At 31.8% G+C, this 16,157-nt stretch carries 18 protein-coding genes and 1 pseudogene; 9 read left to right on the top strand and 10 right to left on the bottom strand.

What is annotated here, in order from left to right:
- The first annotated feature begins 14 nt into the window (after positions 1–14).
- Positions 15–281 carry a hypothetical protein gene (locus OU788_RS01195; RefSeq protein ID WP_274633469.1) on the top strand — a complete coding sequence of 89 codons (267 nt, stop codon included), beginning with the start codon at positions 15–17 and terminating at the stop codon, positions 279–281.
- 135 nt (positions 282–416) lie between these two features.
- Entirely contained in the window at positions 417–617 is a 201-nt protein-coding gene (locus OU788_RS01200) for a hypothetical protein (protein WP_028891033.1), read from the top strand.
- A 26-nt stretch (positions 618–643) separates the two neighbouring features.
- Here the strand turns inward: OU788_RS01200 and OU788_RS01205 are convergent, their stop codons facing one another.
- The 4 genes from OU788_RS01205 to OU788_RS01220 form a co-directional block, all read right to left on the bottom strand.
- Positions 644–1,105 carry a sensor of ECF-type sigma factor gene (locus OU788_RS01205; protein ID WP_274633470.1) on the bottom strand — a complete coding sequence of 154 codons (462 nt, stop codon included), beginning with the start codon at positions 1,103–1,105 and terminating at the stop codon, positions 644–646.
- A gap of 1 nt (position 1,106) precedes the next feature.
- On the bottom strand, positions 1,107–1,634 hold the full coding sequence (locus tag OU788_RS01210; protein WP_274633471.1) for a hypothetical protein: 528 nt from the start codon (positions 1,632–1,634) through the stop codon (positions 1,107–1,109).
- Between the two features lie 33 nt (positions 1,635–1,667).
- Complete coding sequence (locus OU788_RS01215) at positions 1,668–2,213, bottom strand: RNA polymerase sigma factor (protein WP_274633472.1); 546 nt, start codon at positions 2,211–2,213, stop codon at positions 1,668–1,670.
- A 64-nt stretch (positions 2,214–2,277) separates the two neighbouring features.
- On the bottom strand, positions 2,278–3,720 hold the full coding sequence (locus OU788_RS01220) for a TonB-dependent receptor (protein ID WP_274633473.1): 1,443 nt from the start codon (positions 3,718–3,720) through the stop codon (positions 2,278–2,280).
- 81 nt (positions 3,721–3,801) lie between these two features.
- On the opposite strand from OU788_RS01220, the gene OU788_RS01225 reads away from it, so the two are divergent.
- The 3 genes from OU788_RS01225 (at position 3,802) to OU788_RS01235 (ending at position 5,870) form a co-directional block, all read left to right on the top strand.
- Positions 3,802–4,584 (top strand): MBL fold metallo-hydrolase, encoded by a 783-nt coding sequence (locus OU788_RS01225; RefSeq protein WP_274633474.1) that lies wholly within the window; start codon positions 3,802–3,804, stop codon positions 4,582–4,584.
- A gap of 99 nt (positions 4,585–4,683) precedes the next feature.
- Complete coding sequence (yaaA, locus tag OU788_RS01230; RefSeq protein ID WP_274633475.1) at positions 4,684–5,442, top strand: peroxide stress protein YaaA; 759 nt, start codon at positions 4,684–4,686, stop codon at positions 5,440–5,442.
- Between the two features lie 11 nt (positions 5,443–5,453).
- A complete protein-coding gene (locus tag OU788_RS01235) occupies positions 5,454–5,870 on the top strand; it encodes a hypothetical protein (protein WP_274633476.1) in 417 nt (138 codons plus the stop codon).
- A 3-nt stretch (positions 5,871–5,873) separates the two neighbouring features.
- Here the strand turns inward: OU788_RS01235 and OU788_RS01240 are convergent.
- Together OU788_RS01240 and OU788_RS01245 are read right to left on the bottom strand one after the other, a co-directional pair.
- Positions 5,874–7,278, bottom strand: a pseudogene (locus tag OU788_RS01240) (L-serine ammonia-lyase).
- A gap of 88 nt (positions 7,279–7,366) precedes the next feature.
- Entirely contained in the window at positions 7,367–7,708 is a 342-nt protein-coding gene (locus OU788_RS01245; RefSeq protein ID WP_274633477.1) for a DUF2853 family protein, read from the bottom strand.
- 207 nt (positions 7,709–7,915) lie between these two features.
- Between OU788_RS01245 and OU788_RS01250 the strand changes: the two genes are divergently transcribed.
- The 4 genes from OU788_RS01250 to OU788_RS01265 all read left to right on the top strand — a co-directional run bounded on the left by OU788_RS01250 (position 7,916) and on the right by OU788_RS01265 (position 11,923).
- Positions 7,916–9,286 carry a tetratricopeptide repeat protein gene (locus tag OU788_RS01250; protein WP_274633478.1) on the top strand — a complete coding sequence of 457 codons (1,371 nt, stop codon included), beginning with the start codon at positions 7,916–7,918 and terminating at the stop codon, positions 9,284–9,286.
- A gap of 208 nt (positions 9,287–9,494) precedes the next feature.
- Positions 9,495–10,478, top strand: coding sequence for a 6-phosphofructokinase (pfkA, locus tag OU788_RS01255; protein ID WP_274633479.1), 984 nt, complete (start codon positions 9,495–9,497; stop codon positions 10,476–10,478).
- 23 nt (positions 10,479–10,501) lie between these two features.
- A complete protein-coding gene (gap, locus tag OU788_RS01260; protein WP_274633480.1) occupies positions 10,502–11,494 on the top strand; it encodes a type I glyceraldehyde-3-phosphate dehydrogenase in 993 nt (330 codons plus the stop codon).
- A 66-nt stretch (positions 11,495–11,560) separates the two neighbouring features.
- Positions 11,561–11,923 carry a methylglyoxal synthase gene (locus tag OU788_RS01265; protein WP_274633481.1) on the top strand — a complete coding sequence of 121 codons (363 nt, stop codon included), beginning with the start codon at positions 11,561–11,563 and terminating at the stop codon, positions 11,921–11,923.
- A gap of 209 nt (positions 11,924–12,132) precedes the next feature.
- Here OU788_RS01265 and OU788_RS01270 read toward each other — a convergent pair whose 3' ends face one another.
- The 4 genes from OU788_RS01270 to OU788_RS01285 form a co-directional block, all read right to left on the bottom strand.
- Positions 12,133–12,504, bottom strand: coding sequence for a hypothetical protein (locus OU788_RS01270; RefSeq protein ID WP_274633482.1), 372 nt, complete (start codon positions 12,502–12,504; stop codon positions 12,133–12,135).
- Positions 12,505–12,783, bottom strand: coding sequence for a barstar family protein (locus OU788_RS01275; protein ID WP_274633483.1), 279 nt, complete (start codon positions 12,781–12,783; stop codon positions 12,505–12,507). It lies immediately after the preceding gene.
- 113 nt (positions 12,784–12,896) lie between these two features.
- Entirely contained in the window at positions 12,897–13,277 is a 381-nt protein-coding gene (locus OU788_RS01280; protein WP_274633484.1) for a RidA family protein, read from the bottom strand.
- Between the two features lie 145 nt (positions 13,278–13,422).
- Positions 13,423–16,131 (bottom strand): putative LPS assembly protein LptD, encoded by a 2,709-nt coding sequence (locus OU788_RS01285; RefSeq protein WP_274633485.1) that lies wholly within the window; start codon positions 16,129–16,131, stop codon positions 13,423–13,425.
- Positions 16,132–16,157 lie beyond the last annotated feature (26 nt).

Here is a 16,157-nt window from a genome sequence, read left to right on the forward strand (position 1 = left end):
CAAAATTTATAATTATGTCAAGCGTAAAAAATTTAAAGAAAGATATCAACTATACATTAGGAGACATTATCAGTATCTGTCAAATAGCTACAGAGTTAAACCCTGAAGTTAAAAAAGCAGACGCAGATGCTATTGTTGATGAAGTTATCGTAACTTTTGATGAGTTAATTGCAAAAGTAAACGCTAAAAATGTAGAAAATAAAAAAGCACATTACAAAGCTGTAAGTGCTGAATTAGAGACTAGAGCAAACGCTTTAATAGAGAAAGTAAACAACTTATAAGAGGTTATTATAAGTGATGAATTTTGAAAGCGAGACAAGGGTCTCGCTTTTTTTTTGAGAAATTTTAACACCTCTAAAGAATATAATTTCGTAAATTACGTTCAGATATAAAACAACTTTAACCCCAATAAAGATATGGCAAGAGCTATGTATGAGTACACGAAAACTGTACTTCAAAAGGTTAGTTTTAACGCTGATTTATTTTGTAAAGAGCTAGAAAAAGCTTTAGGAAGATTACTTCCTTATGAAATAGATGAACTAACCATTTGGCTAAGACAATTTACAGCGAATAAACCTGATTTATACGTTTGTTTAGCTTTAGTAGATAAAAAGTAAAAAGGGAGGCAAAATTGCCTCCCTTTTTATTTTTTTGCTTCTTTGTTTTCACCTTTAAGCTTTCGTATGAGCTTTCGGTGGAATTCGTATTCGGCAACTTCAAGACGAAGTATTTTCTTGTAAGGTAGAATTTTAATAAGTTTAGAATAAAACTCATTTTTTGTTTCGTATTGTTCTTTAGAAACCGCGTTGATTTTTTCGATTATTTGTTTAGATTCACTTTCAGATAAATTATCGATACCGCCATCGGCCATAATTCTTTTTTTAATACTGCGTCGTTCTTCTCTATGCAATTGCATCATTTCTTTGTCGTACACATTGTATAAAGGCCAAAATTTTTCGGCTTCTTTTTCTGTTAAATCTAACTTTTCAGTGAGAAAAGCTACTTTGAATGCATGAATTTTTTCTGAATCTCCTTTTTTTGTTTGGGCTTGAGTAACCAAGCTGCTTAAGAGTAAAAAAAAGAATAATAGTATGTTTTTTTTCATCTTATTCTATATCGTTTAAGGGTGTTGTAGTGTCAAGTATATAATTTTCTAGGCTTTCATCGCTAATAGAAGCGAATAAGTCTTCTTCAATATCAGAAGTATTTATAGCTGCAGCTAGTTCTTCTGTATAGGTTTCTCCATATCCATTTTCATACCAAGACTCGATATCGGTAATGGTAATATCGTCAAAAGTTGTTTTTTGAGTGTTAAAATAACTAATTCCGATAAAAAGCAATACTGAAGCTGCTGCTGTCATAGGTATGTATTGTAAAAATCGTTTTTTAAGTGAAATAATTTTTACTTCTTTTGATTCTTCAATAGTTAACTTTGAAAGAATTGAATCGTCTAGAGTTTCAAAATAATTACTAGGAGTTGCAAACGTTTTTTCTTTTGGTAAATTATCAATAAAAGTAGAAGCAGTAAGGTTTTCTTCCACTTCTTGAAAATAATTTTCAGGAGTAGAAAAACCAGTATTCTTACCTACTTTTTGGTTTAAAAAATCTATTGTATGTTTTAACTCTTTGTTCATTACTTCTGTAAGACTATGTTTTAGTTAAAAGGTTTAATTATAGTTTTTTATAAATTGTTCAATCTTTTTAACTGCGATATGATATGAGGCTTTTAAAGCGCCCACAGAGGTTTCTAAAACATCAGAAATTTCTTCATATTTCATCTCTTCAAAATACTTCATATTAAAAACTAACTGTTGCTTTTGAGGTAGCGTAGCAATTGCTTTTTGTAAAATTAGTTGTACCTCATCACCTGTAAATAATAGGTCACTGTCTAGGCTTGAAACCAGCTGTTGTTGATAGTCATTAATATCAATATTTTTTTCTTTCGCTTTTTTATTGATAAAAGTAATGGCTTCATTGGTTGCAATTCGATACATCCAAGAATATAGTTTACTATCTCTTTTGAAGTTGTCTATATTTTTAAAAATCTTAATGAAAGTGTTTTGTAAAACATCATCGGCATCATCGTGAGAAATTACAATCTTTCGGATATGCCAATACAATCGCTCTTTATATTGCGATAGTAAGTGCCTAAAAGCAGCCTCTTTTGTTTTAGACTGCTGCAATTGATCTATAAGAGTAATTTCGTCAATCAACTAAGATAGTTTAGCTGTTAGACTTTAAAGATAGTAAAAGGTTTAAAAAAGGTAACTAATTCGCTTAATCTTTTCTTTTAGTACAACCGAATAAACGTTTTTCTTTAATAGTTTCAGAAACGCCTTTAGGAAGCATTTCTTCCCATCCATCTTCATTGTTCTTAATCATTTTAAGTACTTTTCTAGAGAAAATATGTAAGATTTCAGGATCATATTCTTTAATATCAATAAGTCGACCATTGTTTTTAAAGAATTTATATAGCTCTTTCATTCTAGGATGCACCATTAAGTTTTCACTAGTAATGAATTCACCTGTATCTCTATCTTTATAAGGATACATATATACTTTAAGGTCGCGATAAAATAATTTACCAAAGGCTTCAAGAATACCTCCACTTAAATCACGGTAGTATTTCTCATCAAATATTTGAATAAGGTTGTTAACGCCCATGGCTAATCCCATACGTTCTTTGGTAAACTCACTAAAGTATTCTACTAATCTAAAATACTCTTGATAGTTTGTAATCATTACATTCAAACCTAAAGAACACAGTAATTCAGCTCTGTCTAAGAAATCACGTTCATTAATTTCTCCTTCAGCACGAAGGTTACTTAGTGTAATTTCAAAAATTATTTTTGTTTTTTCTGGATCTACTTTTTTCTCTTCGAAGAATAATTGTTTAGAGCGTTCAAACATATCCATGTTAACTTTAGTAACAGGACGGTAACTACCACGTAGAGCTAAAATATTCTTCTTGTAAAGTACTTGAGCAGGTAACATGTTGTTTCCATCAGGACCAAACATAACAGCATTGGTCATGCCGTTTTTAACAAGTTGTAAACTCATTAAACGATTGTCTACGTACATAAATCGAGGTCCAGAGAAATTAATCATGTCAATTTCTAAGCGATCCTTATCAATATTGTCATAAAAAGATTTTAATAAATCTTTAGGATTATCGTTTAAGTAGTAAGCTCCATAAATAAGGTTAACACCTAACACACCAAGAGTTTCTTGTTGTTGACGAGCGTCAGTTTCTTTGAAACGAAGGTGTAAAACAATTTCATTGTAATCCTCTAAAGGGTCTAATTGAAAACGAATTCCAACCCAACCATGACCTTTAAACTTTTTGGAGAAGTTAATGGTCGCTACAGTGTTGGCGTAACTAAAAAATAGTTTATCAGGATGTTTTTGACGGGTAAGACGCTCCTCAATTAAGTCCATTTCATGTTTTAACATCTTTTTTAATCGAGGCTCCGTAACATAACGGTTGTCTTTTTCTATACCGTAAATGGCATCAGAGAAATCTTTATCATACGCACTCATTGCTTTTGCTATGGTTCCTGAAGCACCACCAGCCCTAAAAAAGTTACGAGCAGTTTCTTGTCCAGCACCAATTTCAGCAAAAGTTCCGTATATATGAGCGTTTAAATTGATTTTTAACGCTTTCATTGTCGTAGTTGGTACCGTATTTATTTTTTGATCTCCTTTTAACGTAATTGCCATTTTCTAGTTTTTTGTTACGTATTACAAATGTACTGAAATTAGGAACGAACAGATAATTTTTATCGTACTTTTGTAGGAGAAATGAAGAAAAATAATCAATTAAAAATTACTTTTTTAGGAACAGGAACTTCTACGGGAGTTCCGATGATTGCAAGCAAACATCCAGTAGCTTTATCTAGTAATCCGAAAGATAAACGGTTACGTTCATCTATCTTAGTATCTTGGAACGATATCAATTATGTAATTGATTGCGGGCCTGATTTTCGTCAACAAATGATAAGGGAAGAAGTAGCATCTATTAACGGAATTTTATTTACTCACGAACACGCCGATCATATTGCGGGGTTGGATGAAATCCGTCCCTATTGTTTCCAAATGGGAGCTGTTCCAATTTATTTGCTAGAACGAGTTCTAAATGTTTTAAAAAAGCGCTATGATTATGTTTTTGCTACAGAAAACAGGTATCCAAGCGCACCAAGTGTGGCGCCAACAGTTATTTCACATCGGGAAAATTTTATGTTGGATGGAGTAGAGGTGATTCCTATTGAAGTGATGCATGGTGATTTACCAATTTTAGGATATCGTTTTAACGATGTAGCTTATATTACAGACATCAAAACAATTTCTGAAGAAGAAAAAAAGAAGTTAGAAAATTTAGATGTTTTAATTGTTACAGGTTTACGTAAAGAACCACACAATACACATTTTAATTTAGAAGAGTCTTTACAGTTTATTAAAGAAATAAAACCTAAAAGAACTTATTTAACACATATTAGTGAGCTATTAGGTTTGCATGATGAGGTACAAAAAGAATTGCCTAAAAATGTATTTTTAGCTTATGATGGATTGAAAATTAATAGTTAACAGACAATTTAATTTATCAATACCTGTATCAATATTAATTACTCAAAGTAATTGATGATTTTAAAATTGCTTCTTATTTTTACCATAAATATTTATTGAATGAAGATTATTATTTCACCTGCCAAATCGTTAGACTTTGAAAACAAGGCAACGACAAATGTTTATACACAACCAAGATTTTTAGAGCAATCCGAAAAGTTAAATAAGAAACTAAAAACTATTTCTAGAAAAAAACTAGGAGAGTTAATGAAAATTTCTGATGATTTAGCAAGTTTGAATTATGATAGAAACCAAGAATGGCAGCCACCTTTTACACTTGATAATGCAAAGCAAGCCGTTTTCTCTTTTACCGGTGAAGTGTATAGAGGTATTGATGTAAACTCTCTTTCAGAAGATAAAATTCCTGAATTGCAGGATAAATTAAGAATCTTATCAGGATTATACGGATTGTTAAAACCGTTGGATTTAATTCAGCCATATCGCTTAGAAATGGGAACTAAATTAAAAGTAGGAAGAGCGGACAATTTGTATAAATTTTGGGATACTGCTTTGGCAGAGTCTTTAAATGAAGAATTGGCGGATAATGAACTGATAATCAATTTAGCAAGTTCAGAATATTTTAAAGCACTTCCTAAAAAAGCGTTGAAAGTACCAATGATTACTCCAGTATTTAAAGATTTTAAAAACGGACAGTACAAAACCATCATGACCTTTGCTAAAAAAGCACGTGGATTAATGGTACGTTATATAATTGATAATAACATTGAAACATTAGAAGAATTAAAAGGTTTTGATGTAGAGGGTTATGGATTTTCTCAAGAAATGTCTACCGAAACCGAATTGGTATTTACAAGGTAAGCGTTATAATTATGGATGAAGTTAAATTAACTGAAGATGAAACAGTAAAGTACCTTTTGAAATATTTAGAATCTCAAGAATGGAAAATAATCAGTTATTGTTTAGGTCAAAAAAGAGGATATGATATTGTAGCAGAGAGAGAAAATGAGAGAATTATTATTGAAGTAAAAGGAGCAAAGGCAAATGATTACTCTCCAACTAAGAGAAGAAAATATTTTGATAGTGGGCAAATAAAAGATCATTTAGGTAAAGCTATTGTTAAATCTATGGAAACGCAAAATAGTTTTCCAAATTATAAAATAGGAATAGCTCATCCAGATGACCCTTATATTAGAAAAACTATAGGGAATCTTATAAAGAATGTGAATAAATTAGGAATTATTCATTTTTGGGTAAAGTCTAAAGGAAAAGTAATTGTTGAAGAATAAAAACTAACAATCTGCTAAACGTACCGTAACTGCTAAACCTCCTTCTGAAGTTTCTTTGTAGTTTCGGTTCATGTCTTTAGCAGTTTCCCACATAGTGTCAATAACTTTATCTAAAGGAACCTTAGATTCTTTTGGATTGGTTTCTAAAGCTAACTCAGCAGCATTAATTGCTTTAATAGCTCCCATAGCATTACGTTCAATACAAGGCACTTGTACTAATCCGCCAATAGGATCGCATGTAAGCCCTAAATGATGCTCCATTGCTATTTCTGCAGCGACTAAACATTGTGATGGTGTTCCTCCTAGTAATTCAGTTAAAGCAGCAGCAGCCATGGCAGAAGATACACCAATTTCTGCTTGACAGCCACCCATAGCAGCTGATATTGTAGCGTTTTTCTTAAAAATACTACCTATTTCCCCAGCGACTAATAAGAATTTTTTAACGTGTTCAAAATCTGCTTTATGGTTTTCAATTACTAAATAGTACATTAAAACAGCAGGGATTACTCCAGTCAACGACTCTTCCTAATGCGGCATTTACTTCGTTTACTGATAAAGCTAAACAACTTACCCATTTTAAAATTTCACGGAACTTAACTTCGGTACTTCGAATAGCTGTTATCCATTCCTGTTGATTGGTATATTCAGCATCTTTTATTAATTTTTGATGCGTTTCGAAAGCACGTCGCTTAACGTTCAATCCACCAGGTAAAGTACCTTGAGTATGACAACCAATGTACATGCATTCAAGCATTGTATTCCAAATACGATGTAGTTCTTTGTCAATATCTTCTGCAGAATTAATGACCAATTCATTTTGATAAACAATGTCTGAAATATTCAAATTTTCTTTTTCACAGTAAGCTTCTAGTTCTGTAGCTCTGTTTATTGGAAAAGGGAAGTTTTGTTTGTTAATTTCAATATCTTCTGCTAAATGATCATCTTCTTGCACAATAAAACCACCACCAATAGAGTAGTAGGTTTCAGTAGAGATTTCTTCACCTTGAGCATAACCTCTAAAAGTCATTCCGTTAGCATGAAAAGGAAGAAATTCTCGGTTGAATTTTACAGAACCTTTAAAAAATGGAATATTTCTTTCGTTATTAAAAAACAACTGCTCTTTATTTTGAATGTCACTGATAATAACATCAATACTTTCAATAGGAACATATTCTGGGTCAGCACCACTTAATCCTAATAAAACGGCTAAGTCTGTCGCATGTCCTTTTCCTGTTAATGAAAGAGAACCATACAAGTCTACTTTGACTTCTTCAATTAAAAGAAATTCGTTTGTTTCTTTTAATTTTTGTATCCATTGTTGGGCTGCTCTCCAAGGACCTAAAGTGTGTGAACTCGAAGGTCCTACACCAATTTTAAGCATGTCAAAAACACTAATAAATTGCGACATAAGTATAAGTTGTTTGTTGGTGGCTAAAATAAAAAAATCCTGTATTCAAAAATAAATACAGGATTTAATTTTTATACAAAAAGAGGTGTTACATTCCGTAAACAGACTCTTTGTCAAATTTCTTAACTAACATGTAGTACACTACTGCACGGTATTTGTTTCTTTCTGATCTACCGATTCTTTCCATTACTTCATCAATGGCTTTGTCTAAAGCAGGACTATCGTCTAATCCTAACTTTTTCATTAAGAAGTTTTTCTTTACAGTTTCTAATTCTTTAGCGTCGGTACCAGATACAGTTTCTGCGTCTTTTTTGTAAATAGAAGGTCCTAAACCTTTAGTTACAGCAGTTAATAAATCGGTGTTTGAACGGATGTCTCTATCGTCCATGAATTTCTTATAAAGTGCTACTTTTTCGTCAAATTTACTCATGATTTTTTGTTTAAAATTAGATGTTAAATTCTCTTGAATTTTTTAATTCTTTCAAATATAGAAAAATAATTGGTTCTTTCAAATATCTTAGAGTTAATAAGCAGTTAACGTATATTTTGTTAATTAAATTGTTGAAAACAATTAGTTTTTTTGTTAAAAGGGTATTGTTCTTGTAGTAAATTTAATGTGAATTCAAATCTTTAGCCTATGTCATTATCAAAATTTGAATCTATGTTGAAAACCAATGAAGTATATTTTTTTGATGCAGTCGAGTTTGAAACAATCGTTGAGCATTATTTAAATATAGGAAAGCAATCATTGGCTAAAAAGGCAGTACAACTAGGGTTGGAACAGCATCCTTCTTCAATTCAATTAAAATTAATGAAAGTAGAAATTTTAATTTTTGAAGATAAATTGCCAGAAGCAATCAAGATGCTATCTAACATAGAAGCGGTAGAGCCTCATAACGACGAGGTGTTTATTCAGAAGGCTATTATCTTATCTAAAAAGAAAAAGCATACCGAAGCTATAGCAATTTTAAAAGAGTCATTACAATATATTGAAGATCCTGCTGATATCTGGTCTATGATTGGTATGGAGTATTTATATCTTGATGATTTTGAAAATGCACGTTTAAACTTTGCAAAATGTATTGAGGTAGATTATGAAGATTATTCTTCGTTATACAACATCGTGTATTGTTTTGATATGGAAGAGAATCATGAAGATGCAATAAAGTTTTTAAATGCGTATATAGATAAAAATCCATATTGTGAAGTAGCGTGGCATCAATTAGGAAAGCAATATTTTGAACTAGGAATGTTTAAAGAAGCATTAACGGCTTTTGATTATGCAGTACTTATTGATGATAGTTTTATAGGAGGATATTTAGAAAAAGCAAAAACCTTAGAAGAGTTAAAACGTTATGAAGAAGCTATAGAGAATTATTCGGTAACCTTAGAGCTAGATGATCCAACAGCGTATGCTTATGTAAGAATAGGTGAGTGTTACGAAAAGTTAGACAATATTAATGCAGCTATCAGTTTTTATAAAAAAGCAGTACATGAAGATCCGTTGTTAGATCGCGGTTGGATTTTGTTAACGAATGCTTGTTATAATCAAGAAAATTATCAAAAAGCGTTACACTACATCAACAAAGCAATTGAAATAGATGAAGGAAATGTATTGTATTGGAGACGCTATGGTGATATTAATTTAAAGCTAGGTTTTTATGAAGAAGCAGTAAAAGCTTTCAATACAAGTTTGGCTCTTGGTGATAGAGAAATTGAAATTTATGTAGCACTAGCAGATATTCTGTTATTTTTAGGTGAGTTTAATGAAGCTTTAAGTACTTTAATAAAAGCTAAAAAAACGTATAAAGAATTTGCTGAAATTGAGTACAGACTTTGTGGTTTGTTCATGATTTTAGGAAAAGAAGACTACAGTTTAACTCACTTGCAAAATGCTTTAGAAATCGATTTTGAGTATCATACCATCATAAAAGAGTTGTATCCTACAGTTTTTGATAATGAAAAAGTACAAGAAGTTGTTTCTAAATACAATAAAGCAATACAGTAAATAAAAGGTATTTATTTTTAAAAATATAAGAGTCGGTTTTTTAACTGGCTCTTTTTTGTTGTAGTAGTAAAAGGTTATAGTTGATTTCGTTTGTTGATTAAAAGTAACCAAATAAAATGCAGGGTTAAATTTCAATTAAAAAGCTACAATGAATTTCCTATTTTTAACTTAAAAATGACTAAAATTGAGTAAATTTGATATTCGTTTTATGAGAAAAATTAAAAAAATAGCAGTGATGACTTCTGGAGGAGATGCTCCAGGAATGAATGCCGCAATTCGATCAGTTGTGAGAACTTGTGCTTATTACCATACCGATTGTATGGGGATTTATAGAGGATATCAAGGATTGATTGAAGGTGATTTAGTTACACTAACGGCACGAAGTGTAAACAATATCATTCACAAAGGAGGAACGATATTAAAATCGGCTCGGTCAAAAGATTTTAGAACTAAAGAAGGAAGGCAAAAAGCCTATGAAAGTCTAAAAAAGAACAATGTAGATGCTTTGGTGGTAATTGGTGGAGATGGTTCTTTTACAGGAGGAGTGATTTTTAATAAAGAGTTCAATTTCCCTATAATAGGGATTCCTGGAACCATAGATAATGATATTTCAGGAACAAGTCATACACTTGGTTACGATACAGCTTTGAACACAGCTGTAGAAGCAATTGATAAAATTAGAGATACTGCATCTTCTCATAATAGACTTTTCTTTGTTGAGGTTATGGGGCGTGATGCAGGATTTATAGCATTAAACGCTGGTGTTGGAGCAGGAGCAGAAGAGATTTTAATTCCTGAAGAAGACTTAGGGTTAGAAAGGATGTTGGAATCTTTGAAGAAGAGTAGAAGATCAGGAAAATCGTCAAGTATCGTAGTCGTTTCGGAAGGAGATAAAACTGGTAAAAATGTATTTGAATTAGCTGATTATGTAGAAGAAAACTTACCTGAATATGAAGTAAGGGTTTCTGTGTTAGGACATATGCAGCGAGGAGGTTCTCCATCATGTTTTGATAGAGTTTTAGCAAGTAGATTAGGAGTAAGTGCTGTAGAACTTTTACTTGATGGAAAGACAAACTTGATGGTAGGATTAAAAGACAATAAAGTAATTGCTACCGATTTAGAAAAAGCAATCAAAGGTCAACATAATATTGATACCGAATTATTACGCGTATCAGATATTATGACCACTTAAACAAGAATATAAAATTTTAAATAATGATAAAAATAGGAATTAACGGATTTGGAAGAATTGGTCGATTAGCATTCCGTTCTGCAATGAAAAGAGACAACGTTCAAGTTGTGGCTATTAACGATTTGTTAGATGTAGATTATTTAGCCTATTTGTTGAAGTATGACTCTGTTCATGGACGATTTGAAGGAGATGTTGAAGTGAAAGATGGAAATTTAGTTGTAAATGGACAAACAATAAGAATTACTGCAGAAAGAAATCCTGAGAACCTTAAATGGAATGAAGCAGGAGCAGAGTATGTAATCGAATCTACAGGTTTTTTTACAGATAAAGATAAAGCAGCAATGCATATTACAGGAGGAGCGAAGAAAGTAATTATTTCAGCACCTTCAAAAGATGCTAATATGTATGTAATGGGAGTAAATCATAAAGAGTTAACAGCTGATGAAACTATTTTTTCAAATGCTTCATGTACTACAAACTGTTTAGGACCATTAACAAAAGTTATCCACGATAATTTTGGGTTAAAAGAAGGTTTGATGACTACGGTTCATGCAGCAACATCAACACAAAACACCGTTGACGGACCTAATAAGAAATGGAGAAGAGGACGTTCGGTAGTAAATAATATTATTCCTACGTCAACAGGGGCGGCAAAAGCAGTAACGAAAGTTATTCCAGAGTTAGAAGGTAAATTAACGGGTATGGCAGTTAGAGTTCCTGTGGCAGATGTTTCTTTAGTAGATTTAACGTTTAGAACAGATAAAGCGACTTCGTTAAAAGAAATTTTAGCAACATTAAAAGAGGCTTCAGAAGGAGAGTTTAAAGGGATTATTGGATATACTGAAGATGAGGTGGTGTCACAAGACTTTGTTTCAGAAACAAGAACTTCTGTAATTGATGCTGATGCTTGTTTAGAGTTAAACGAAAACTTTTTTAAAGTAATTTCTTGGTATGATAATGAGTATGGATATGCTACTAAAATTGTAGATTTATTAGAGTATTCGGCTTCTTTATAAAAGCATAAAATATTTTGTAATATTGTATTCCCGCTTTTGGCGGGAATACTTTTTTAAACACTATTTATGGAAATAGCAATTATAGCACATGATGGAATGAAAGCTGAAATGGTTCAGTTTTTAAACGAACACAAAGAAGTTTTACATCAAAAAAGAATTCAACTGATTTCAACAGGAACAACTGGTGAAAAAGCAGAAAAAGCGGGTTTTGAAGTGATGAAGTTTTTATCAGGACCTATTGGAGGTGATGCGCAAATTGCTGGAAGAGTAGCAGAAGGAAAATGTCAAATGGTATTATTTTTTAGAGATCCGTTAGCAAAACATCCGCATGAACCCGATATTTCTATGTTAATGCGTTTGTGTGACGTGCATGATGTGCCGTTAGCTACAAATCCATCCACCGCAGAGTTGTTGATTAAAGCGATATAAAAGATTATAAATAAAAAAGAGAAACATCATTGTTTCTCTTTTTATTAGTGATTTATTGAAATGTTTCGCTATCGTATTTGTGTATGATTTTTTGCGGGAAAAGGACGTGAGTCATTTTCCGATGATGCGGAAAGATAATTAATAAGATTGAATTTCCGAAGAGGAAATTCAGCCGCAATTAATTATACACCTTGTTGTGCTTAGTTTTTTTATTTTGTTTCGTACCAATCTTTATAATCTTGATGCTTTTTAAACTCCACATCATTCATTTTAAACAGAATCTTTGAATATTCTCTTGCTTTTGAAATTCCTTTTTCGTTCAGAAAATCGGTAATCATAAAATAAACCGAAGGATGTTCAATATCATCTATTTTGAAACCGGGGTCTGCGTTTCTTGATTTCGGATATTGTTGCGAAAATCGTGTGTAATCGGGATAAATTTCATCCGTAACTTTTGAGATAATCTGATTTAACAATTCTATTGGTATTTGATTGTCCGACAGTCCAACATAATACTCCTTGATTTTCGAGTAAAAGTCTCGTTTAGGTTTAATTTTATTTTCAGTTTTCCAGAATAGCATTTAAGTCAACTGTAATTCAATATTTTCGTGTTCTTTTATTATTTCAACTATTCGGTCATAGTATTTTAATTCCGATTTGCTTTTTTCGCTACGATGCCATTTTAAAATATATTTCTCATCAACATCGTGAACTCCAAATCCGCCATACAAAACATCATTAAATGCGTTTAGATTTTGTCCAATTTTCCAATTCAGTCCGAAAGTCATTTTCGATTCTATCTCTCGATAAAATCCTTTCATATTTGAAAATTTATTTCCGTTTATCTCGATTATTCGCATTTTGGGTAAATTAAGCACAACAAGTTTGAGGATATGAGTTCGTTTTAATGACTTATATCCACTGATAGCGAAGTTAGCTTTTTAAAGGTTAAGAATCAACCTAAATTTTAAAGCTATTTAACAGCAACCATACTAATTTCTACATTTACAAACTTAGGTAAGTTCGCAACTTCAACAGTTTCACGAGCAGGAGCTGTAGCATCGTCAAAATACTCACCATAAACAGCATTAATTTTAGAAAAATTATGCATATCTGAAATGAAGATAGATGTTTTGATAACATTTTCAAAAGTCATATCAGCTGCTGCCAATACTTCTTTCATGTTTTGCATTACTTGTTTCGTTTCTGCTTCAATAGAACCTAAAACTAACTCGCCAGTTTCAGGGTCAATCGCTATTTGTCCTGAAGTGTATAAAGTGTTTCCACTAAGTACTGCTTGGTTATATGGACCAATTGGAGCAGGAGCTTTAGAGGTAGTGATTATTTTTTTCATTTTATGTAAGTTTCAAAGTTTATTTGTTTAGGGGTTTAATCGTTTAACTGTTGATAAAGTTAGAAAGTGTAAAACTAAAAGTGAAAAGTTTGAAAGTTTTTTCTTTGTTTGTAATTGAAAAAGAACAACTTTAAATTCCTAATTCCTAAAACAATACTCTATCAGGTGGTTTGTTTTTATCCCACTTTAAGTCGCTTAACACAGAAGATTTTACTCCAATAAAGAAATTGTACGAAGAATTGATTCCGAAAGGAGTCCAGTTAAAATTGAATCGCCAACTATCTAAATCTCTAGAAAAGTTTAATCTAGTGTAGGTGAAAGCATTATCTTTAATGTCGTAACCAGAAGAAAAACCAACTTTCCATTTAGGAGAAAGTTCAACATCACCACTAAACATTAACGTATTATTACCTATTTTACTTGTTAATCCGTTATTGGTATAACTCATGGAATAAGCCAAGTTAAGAGTCCAAGGTATTTTGGCTCTGTATAACTCAGTTTCTTTCGTTTCGTCTTCGCTGTTTTTATTGCTTCTATTAGTGTCGTTAGGAAAACCATTGGTAGGACCTAGACTTTCTCCAAAAACATCTGGAGTGTCTTGAGCTCCATTTCCATTTTTATTGTCAGAATTATCTTTTCCGTCTTTATTTTTTTCAAAATCTTTACTAGAAATAGAATAGTTTGCTGTTACTCCTAGGTTAGTCATTCTAAGAAGACCACCGTTAAACTTATTTATTCTTTGCCCTTTGCTATTTACTTGATAAGGATCAAAAGTAGCGTTCATGTTTAAAGCAAGTTTATCTTTAAAAAGACGCGTACCAGCATTGGCTCTTACAGGAGCCCAACGTAAACTATCAGCAGCGATGTTGTAACTTGTGCTAAAGTTTAAGTTGTTAAGAAGGGTGATTTTTTTGTCTTCTTCATCGCTGTCAGGATCTTTCGGAGCAACTTTAGCTTCTAAAACGTTGTTAACAGAAATTCCAATAGAGTTTGAGATTCCGCTTCCAGGGGTTCCATAAATACCTCCTTCAAAAGGAGAATAGGTTAAAAGATCACTTGGATCCGAGCTTTGACGAACCGTTAAATTATAATCATCAGCAAAATTAGGACGATATCCGTATGAAATAGATGGTCTAATCGTATGACGAATGGCTTTTAAGCGTCCTTTTTTAAAGTTAAATGTACCATAGATGTTTGTAGATAATGAAACTCCAAAATTGTATTCATTATAACGGGTAAATCCACTAATGGTGTCATTAACAACAGTACCTAAATTTCCATCGCTGTTAACAGCAGTAGGGTCGTAACGTTTTTTAATTTGATCAAAATACCAAACATCTTTATAGCTTACACTTGGTGATAAAGTAAAGTATTTAAAAGCTTTTAAACTGGTATTCGTACTTAAGTTGTGTTGTATTCCTTTTTTTGCAGTTTGAAACATTTTAGCAGTAAAAAACTCATCGTCAGTTGTGTTGATTTGATACTGTCCTTGCATGCTATAATTCAACCCCATTTTTTGAATAGGATTCTTTTTTACACCATTTTTACCAGCAAATGGATAAATACGATCCATGTTTAACTGCAAAGACGGTAAAGTCATAGTAATCGTTTCGGTATTGGTGTTCTGCGAATGAGTAGCAGTTACACTCAAGTTAAAAGGTGTACCTACAAATTTTGTATAGTAAGAAACAGATGAACTTAATGTATTATTTAAAAACTGCGAACTATTAAATTCATTTAGCGATTGACGGTAATATTTACTACTTCCTAAGTTAACAGAGGCAGAAAAACGAGAGTTTGGACTCGCTTTAGAATCCTGACTATGACTCCAACGGATATTAAAATTTGTTGATTTATTATAATCACTCAAACCACGAATTCCTCGTATAATATTTTCATAACGAACGCTAAAGTTTCCGCTAAATTTATAACGAACATAATAATTAGAAGTAGCATTTAAACCCCAACTTCCGTTGGTATACAAGTCAGCTAAAGTTGTTAAATCAAAATAATCGCTAACAGCAAAATAGTAACCTCCGTTCTGTAAGAAAAAACCTTGATTATTACTTTCACCCCAAGAAGGGATAATAAAACCTGAAGTTCTTTTGTTAGTCATTGGAAAATAAGCAAAAGGTAAATAAACCGGGGTAGGTACATCTGCTAATACTAAATTACTTCCTCCTACAATAATTTTTTTACCAGGAACTAATTTTGCTTTGTTTGTTTGTATATAGTAATCAGGAATTTTTTTTTGAGATGTGGTAAAACGTAATCTACGCATATAAATAGTAGAGTCATTTATACGTTTTGTTTTTTCACCATAAGTTATAATTCCTGCTTGATTCGTTTTTACTCCGTAAACTAAGGCTTTTTTTGTCTTGAAGTTAAAGAGAATAGAATCTTGTTCTGATTCTTGTCCGCCTTGTTTAAACTGAGGTTTTTGATGGTAGCCAGTACTGTCTTTAATACCTTTGGCATATACCATGTTGTTTTTGTAGTCTAGAATAATTATACCAGCTTTTAAATCAATATCTGTATACGTAACATGAGCTTTGTTATAAAGAGTTACAGTTTTGTTTTTAGCGTCTTGAATGGTGTAATCTTCTGCGTTATGAGTAATAATTCCATCAATAACTTCTTTAGGTTTGATAGAATCATTCGCGACTGTATCTATTTTTTTATTGACTAAAGCATTGTTTTTTAACCCTATTAAAGTGTCTTTAGCGCTTGTAAAAACAGTATCTTTTTTAGGAAGTTGAGGAAAAGTACCTTTCTTACCAAATTCTTGCGCAGTACTTAATTGAAAATAAAAAAGATAGAAAATTAAAAGTATGTAGGTTGAATTTGCTCGCAATATTATTAATACTATTTTTGTGTTAT

Source organism: Tenacibaculum sp. L6 (assembly GCF_028823685.1).
Taxonomy (GTDB): domain Bacteria; phylum Bacteroidota; class Bacteroidia; order Flavobacteriales; family Flavobacteriaceae; genus Polaribacter.

Bases quoted from the DNA above. Each gene is read 5' to 3' on its own strand.
- OU788_RS01195 (WP_274633469.1), top strand. From the start codon at position 15: ATGTCAAGCGTAAAAAATTTAAAGAAAGATATCAACTATACATTAGGA.
- OU788_RS01200 (WP_028891033.1), top strand. From the start codon at position 417: ATGGCAAGAGCTATGTATGAGTACACGAAAACTGTACTTCAAAAGGTT.
- OU788_RS01205 (WP_274633470.1), bottom strand. From the start codon at position 1,105: ATGAAAAAAAACATACTATTATTCTTTTTTTTACTCTTAAGCAGCTTG.
- OU788_RS01210 (WP_274633471.1), bottom strand. From the start codon at position 1,634: ATGAACAAAGAGTTAAAACATACAATAGATTTTTTAAACCAAAAAGTA.
- OU788_RS01220 (WP_274633473.1), bottom strand. From the start codon at position 3,720: ATGGCAATTACGTTAAAAGGAGATCAAAAAATAAATACGGTACCAACT.
- OU788_RS01225 (WP_274633474.1), top strand. From the start codon at position 3,802: ATGAAGAAAAATAATCAATTAAAAATTACTTTTTTAGGAACAGGAACT.
- yaaA (WP_274633475.1), top strand. From the start codon at position 4,684: ATGAAGATTATTATTTCACCTGCCAAATCGTTAGACTTTGAAAACAAG.
- OU788_RS01235 (WP_274633476.1), top strand. From the start codon at position 5,454: ATGGATGAAGTTAAATTAACTGAAGATGAAACAGTAAAGTACCTTTTG.
- OU788_RS01245 (WP_274633477.1), bottom strand. From the start codon at position 7,708: ATGAGTAAATTTGACGAAAAAGTAGCACTTTATAAGAAATTCATGGAC.
- OU788_RS01250 (WP_274633478.1), top strand. From the start codon at position 7,916: ATGTCATTATCAAAATTTGAATCTATGTTGAAAACCAATGAAGTATAT.
- pfkA (WP_274633479.1), top strand. From the start codon at position 9,495: ATGAGAAAAATTAAAAAAATAGCAGTGATGACTTCTGGAGGAGATGCT.
- gap (WP_274633480.1), top strand. From the start codon at position 10,502: ATGATAAAAATAGGAATTAACGGATTTGGAAGAATTGGTCGATTAGCA.
- OU788_RS01265 (WP_274633481.1), top strand. From the start codon at position 11,561: ATGGAAATAGCAATTATAGCACATGATGGAATGAAAGCTGAAATGGTT.
- OU788_RS01270 (WP_274633482.1), bottom strand. From the start codon at position 12,504: ATGCTATTCTGGAAAACTGAAAATAAAATTAAACCTAAACGAGACTTT.
- OU788_RS01275 (WP_274633483.1), bottom strand. From the start codon at position 12,783: ATGCGAATAATCGAGATAAACGGAAATAAATTTTCAAATATGAAAGGA.
- OU788_RS01280 (WP_274633484.1), bottom strand. From the start codon at position 13,277: ATGAAAAAAATAATCACTACCTCTAAAGCTCCTGCTCCAATTGGTCCA.